Below are 5,654 nucleotides of genomic sequence, written 5' to 3'. Positions count from 1 at the left end.
TATCTGCGGGCGGTACCTGTATTTCACTTCCAGCACTGATGATCCTGGACCACTTCACAGGCACCTGTATTGGCATTCACATTGAGTAAGGTATGAAAATGAAAGAACTAAACGAAACGAATTATATTGCGGGCGGTACCTGTATTTCACTTCCAGCTCTGATGATCCTGGACCACTTCACAGGCACCTGTATTGGCATTCACATTGAGTAAGGTATGAAAATGAAAGAACTAAACGAAACAAGCTACATTGCGGGCGGTACCTGTATTTCACTTCCAGCGCTGATGATCCTGGATCACTTCACGGGCACCTGTATTGGTATTCACATTGAGTAAGGCAGAAAAAATGAAAGAACTAAACGAAACAAATGATATTGCGGGTGGAATTTGTCTTTCAGCTCCCATCTTCATGATAGCGCACCGCAAAACGGGTGTATGTATTGGTATTAACATTGAGTAAGGCATAAAAATGAAAGAGCTTAAATTAGTTGACCATGTAAATGGTGCAGGAACTTGTTACGGCCTGGATATTAAGGCCGGTGATAGCAGTGTGTGTATTGGCGTTCACGTGGAGAAATAAAAATGATTGAAATTAAATTTGGTGAATTCGCCTCTGTTTCTGGTGGCAAGTGTACAGGTATTTGGTTAGGCACAACCGATGGCAAGTATGGTGCTTGTCTGGGTATCAGTGAATAATACTTTTAGGAGATGATGATGAAAGAATTATTGAATGTTGAGTTTGTAACTGGTGCAGGTACGTGTCATGGGATCAGTATCAAAGCAAATGGTGGTGACTTGGTTCTTTGTATTGGTGTAATGGAATAAAAGGAAATTAATGATGAAAGATATTACTGCAATGACAATGTATGTGTCTGGTGGCAAGTGTTACAAGCAGACTGTTAAATTGTTTGGCAATGATTTCAATATCGCAATCGGTAGTTGTGCAGTTTAAATTTAAAATTAGGCAGGAATTATTATGAAAGAACTTAATTCAGTTGACCATGTAAATGGTGCGGGAACTTGTTATGGCCTGGATATTAAGGCCGGTGATAGCAGTGTGTGTATTGGCGTTCACGTGGAGAAATAAAAATGATTGAAATTAAATTTGGTGAATTCGCCTCTGTTTCTGGTGGCAAGTGTACAGGTATTTGGTTAGGTACAACCGATGGCAAGTATGGTGCTTGTCTGGGTGTCAGTGAATAATATTTTTAGGAGAAGATGATGAAAGAATTATTAAATGTTGAATTTGTTACTGGCGCAGGCACATGCAATGGGATCAGTATCAAAGCAAATGGTGGTGACCTGGTTCTTTGTATTGGTGTGATGGAATAAAAGGAAAATAATGATGAAAGATATTAGCGGAATGACAATGTATGTGTCTGGTGGTGATTGCTACAGACAGACTGTGAAATTGTTTGGCAATGATTTCAATATCGCAATCGGTAGTTGTGCAGTTTAAATTTAAAATTAGGTAGGAATTATTATGAAAGAACTTAATTCAGTTGACCATGTAAATGGTGCAGGAACTTGTTATGGCCTGGATATTAAAGCCGGTGAGCGTAGTGTGTGTATTGGCGTTCATGTTTAGGAGTGAAAATGGTTGAGATTAAATTTGGTGAGTTCGCCTCTGTTTCTGGTGGCAAGTGTACTGGTATTTGGTTAGGCACAACCGATGGCAAGTATGGTGCTTGTCTGGGTATCAGTGAATAATATTTTTAGGAGATGATGATGAAAGAATTATTGAATGTTGAATTTGTTACTGGTGCAGGCACATGCAATGGTATCAGTATCAAAGCAAATGGTGGTGACCTGGTTCTTTGTATTGGCGTGATGGAATAAAAGGGGTTAATGATGAAAGATATTAGCGTAATGGCAATGTATGTGTCTGGTGGTGATTGCTACACTCAAACTGTAAAGTTGTTTGGCAATGACTTCAATATTTCTATTGGCAGCTGCCCAGTATAATTTGAGCTGAGTATTATGTTTGAATTAGACAAAAAACAAGCCGAGGCGATTAGTGGTGGTAAGCACCCCTATGAATGGCTAAGAGATTACCTCTTGGATACGATTGGAAATTAAAAGGTATATTTAATTATGAAGCAAATAGATTATAATTTCTTAACTCATATTAATGGTGGAATAGTTGAAGGCGGTTGTGTTGGCCCATTCTTTCCTATCATAGTTAAGTACTAACTCAAAAGTGAGTTATGAGCAAAAGTAATAACTGTGGCGGAAGTTGCTTTTGGTAATAATGTGAGAATGTTATTGTGAATAAGGAGTCAGTTGACTCCTTTCTTATTTCTGTCACCAACCATACTTCTTCACGAAGAATATAAAATTAATTAGTAACCGCTACCTCTATATAAGTCGCTTTCCATCATATCTAACTGCTTATTAAGGCGCTATTCTGTCTTGTCTTGTCTTGTCTTGTCTTGTCTTGTCTTGTCTTGTCTTGTCTTGTCTTGTTGTTCTACTATACTCGCTATCCTGCTTTGCAGGTATGGAACTGTTGAATTTGGCTATAAGAGTTCGTCTTTATCAAATTCTGATAACCTTGTTGCCATTGCTTTAGCCGTTTCCTAGGCTTGCAGGCATGAAAGGCTCTGACATTTTTCTGAGTAGCTTAACTTTTCTTGGTGTTTCAGTGGCAGGTCTAAGTTTTGTAGAAGGTAATTCCAAAGCAGAGCACCTATTTTGTCAACTGTCATTAACCACAAGATAGGCCCTATGCAAAGTTCATTGGCAACACAGGCCTGATTAAGTCGAGTTTTTACACCCTGTAGCTTCGTTTTATCAGGTTGCAATTAGCCAGTCTGAATTAGGTTATATTCTTAGCTGATTGATATGGCTTGTGCTTTCTAAAGGCTGCACCTTCAGTGCTCTTTCGCAAGTTCTTTATACTCCTGTTTTGACGACTAGCTTGTGCAAGAACAGTGCATCTGGCCCTGGGTCAAAAACATAAAAATGCTCAGGCAATTACTTTGTCTTTATCGTATTGTCACTTTTTTAATTATCTTTATGTATTTAAAGGTTTTATTGCTTTTTATATGGTTTTGATTTAATCGTTTTTCCTTGTTATGTTTATCTCGAACAGCGGTGCTCTATATGCTGGCTTAATTATTAGTAAAGGATCTTTCCATTAATTTGCTAATGGAGCTGTTTTATAAAGGGTGCTGTTTTTATTATGATATTCTAAATGGTTAAGGAACTGATTATGAAATTAAAAAAACAAAAGTTAAAAGTGTTGACTCAAAATGCATCTTTGAAACATGTTGCAGGTGGGTGCCCTCATACGGTTCATGACTGCGGGGTTGATCGTACTATCCCTGCTCTGCAAAATGTGCTTTAGTCCCGAGTCTAGATGGATTTAATAAAGAGGGTTTCATAAATGAAATATATTGAGAAAGACATGTTGTCGAATGTCGTGGGTGGTAGTAGCCAACCAGATATTTATGAACAGATCCGAGATTTGGTAGACTCATTAAACGACCTCATACTTTAATGTCTGAAAACGTGAAAGTAGTTTTTTATATTTTCTAATTTAAATGTGTTTTTTATTTTTTAATGATGGTGTTTTAATATGTATAAACTAAGAAAAGAACAGGTCACAGAGGTTTCAGGTGGTAAGTCTCCTGAAGGTGCTTTGGTAGATGCAATAATTGATTTTTTTAAGTCACTTTAAAAATTTTGTGAGGCAAAATGAAGAATTTGAAATCTGTTGATATTAAATCAATAAATGGTGGTGTATCTCATCCGGCAGAAACAGAAATTGAACTACTGATTGAAACCATTAAAAATTGGTTTTAATCCAGAGAGTTATGATTTCATCTCATAAAGTGAAAAATGCTTCAGCTTTTGAATAAATAATTAGAGGCCTTCTAAAGCCATTTATGCCATATTTGTTCGGCGTAGTGTGAAGCTGTTGCTGTTTGGTTGGTAAAAGTAATAATTTTGGCGGAAAGTTACTTTTGTCCATTATGTGAGAATGTTGTTGAATAAGGAGTCAATAAGGCTCCTTTTTTTTATGCCTGCAATTTGGGTCCCTGAGCCGTGCTGCTGCATCGATTTGTCAGCTCTGAAGAACTGCGGCAAGTGAAATCCTTGCTTAGAATCATTCTCACCAAATACAAATAAATAGTGTCAGTGACTTAGTTGAGACCACAGTCCGCCCTTCATTCTCATTGGAACCATAGACTAAGCATCCCGGGTAACCAGGTTTTGTACAGGTATATACGGCGATAGTTTATCTGAAAAATTACCGCATTGGGGTATCAGATTGTCAGCAATGAATGAGGGTACTGCGCTTACATTGTGAGCATATAAAGAGCTAATTGCTCAGTTATTTGATGCAGACATTCCAAGTTATCACTATGAAATAAAAGGTTATTTTTGTTTTTTCTCCGTTTTGACAGTTTTTTTATTCTGTTTCATGATTGCTTCAGGCACTCAAGAGCAGTAGGGGCCATTAACCAATCATGCGAGGGAAGTTATGTTGAAAGCGTTAGATAAGAAAAGCCTGGTGTATGTATCCGGTGGTGATACAACTCACAAGTTGTTAGAGAAAATGGAACGAGAGAAAAACGGTAACTAGTCAGTTACTGTGCGGTTAGGTTTGTAATCGCATTCGAAATTATAGATATGTATAAAGCCCTATAAACAGCGCGTAATTTACATGTCTGATGTCAGGATATGCCAATTTTAGGAGGCGTGAAATGCTTAAAATAAAAAAGAAAGTGATGAAAAGTTTGGCTGGCAAAGAGTTTGCTCACAGTAGTACCCAAAATATTGCTGGAGGTGTTGATTTTCAGCCCAGTGGTTTTCGTGGTTGTCAATCGAATGACAGTTTTGCTCAGAACGTCCGACCGTAATCAGGTGAGATTGCGACAGTCACAGGGTTAGAGCAACGTCTTGAATGAGAGCGGTGTTCGTTCCAGAGTTCGTTCCAGAGAATAAGAGAGGTTAGAGGCGAAATATGTATTTAATTGAAGAACAGAATGCAGTATTGGTAGCTGGTGGTACAGAGCAGAAAAAAATTGATTATTCAAAAATTGAGTGTGATCTTTAATTATATTAGTAGGAGAAAAACTATGAAAACTATCGAAAAAAACAGTGAACTGATGGCGTTGGTAAATGGTGGTATCGTTGAAGGTGGTTGTGTAATCTACCCTAAATTTGGTGACAACTAATTTATTGAATAGGTTCAACCATTGCTAAGTGTTGATTCGTAAGCCGCACGAACTGTTCGTGTGGCTTTTTTGTGCCTTGATATTTACACCGACTTGATCAAGAAAGTGACATAAAAACTGATTTTTAATTGTATTCTGTCGAGTTCCACGCGACGACCTGGTGTGATAGTTATTACTGCTCAATCACCCTGTGACAGTCATAGTAAAGAGGTGTGGGTTTCTTTATGACTGATTGCCTGTTGTTGATTGACTGGTGAAAATGGCTGCCTGCCATTGTCCTCATCCTCATTCTCATCCTCATCCTCATTCATATCTATATCCATATCCATGTCCTCATCCATATCCATATCCATATCCATATCCATATCCATATCCATATCCATATCCATATCCATATCCATATCCATATCCATATCCATATCCAAATCAAAATCAAATTCAAGTACCTCAACCAAGACAAAATACACTG

Annotated in this window: 3 protein-coding genes; 2 read left to right on the top strand and 1 reads right to left on the bottom strand. The window is 37.8% G+C overall.

Going from position 1 to position 5,654, the window contains the following annotated elements; genetic code table 11:
- Positions 1–3,213 precede the first annotated feature (3,213 nt).
- Complete coding sequence (locus CWB98_RS24690; protein ID WP_283241225.1) at positions 3,214–3,348, top strand: hypothetical protein; 135 nt, start codon at positions 3,214–3,216, stop codon at positions 3,346–3,348.
- 1,363 nt (positions 3,349–4,711) lie between these two features.
- Complete coding sequence (locus tag CWB98_RS24085) at positions 4,712–4,867, top strand: hypothetical protein (protein ID WP_171045739.1); 156 nt, start codon at positions 4,712–4,714, stop codon at positions 4,865–4,867.
- A gap of 515 nt (positions 4,868–5,382) precedes the next feature.
- On the opposite strand, the gene CWB98_RS24270 is transcribed toward CWB98_RS24085, so the two are convergent.
- On the bottom strand, positions 5,383–5,654 hold a 272-nt coding region (locus tag CWB98_RS24270), incomplete at its 5' end, for a hypothetical protein (RefSeq protein WP_212751160.1).

It is taken from the genome of Pseudoalteromonas rubra (genome assembly GCF_005887115.1).
GTDB lineage: Bacteria > Pseudomonadota > Gammaproteobacteria > Enterobacterales > Alteromonadaceae > Pseudoalteromonas > Pseudoalteromonas rubra_F.
Note: the sequence above shows the minus strand (reverse complement) of the source record. Positions and strands in the feature narration are given on the sequence as shown.

What these genes read in the sequence shown, in the direction of transcription:
- CWB98_RS24085 (WP_171045739.1), top strand. Translation starts at nt 4,712, where the DNA reads ATGCTTAAAATAAAAAAGAAAGTGATGAAAAGTTTGGCTGGCAAAGAG.
- CWB98_RS24690 (WP_283241225.1), top strand. Translation starts at nt 3,214, where the DNA reads ATGAAATTAAAAAAACAAAAGTTAAAAGTGTTGACTCAAAATGCATCT.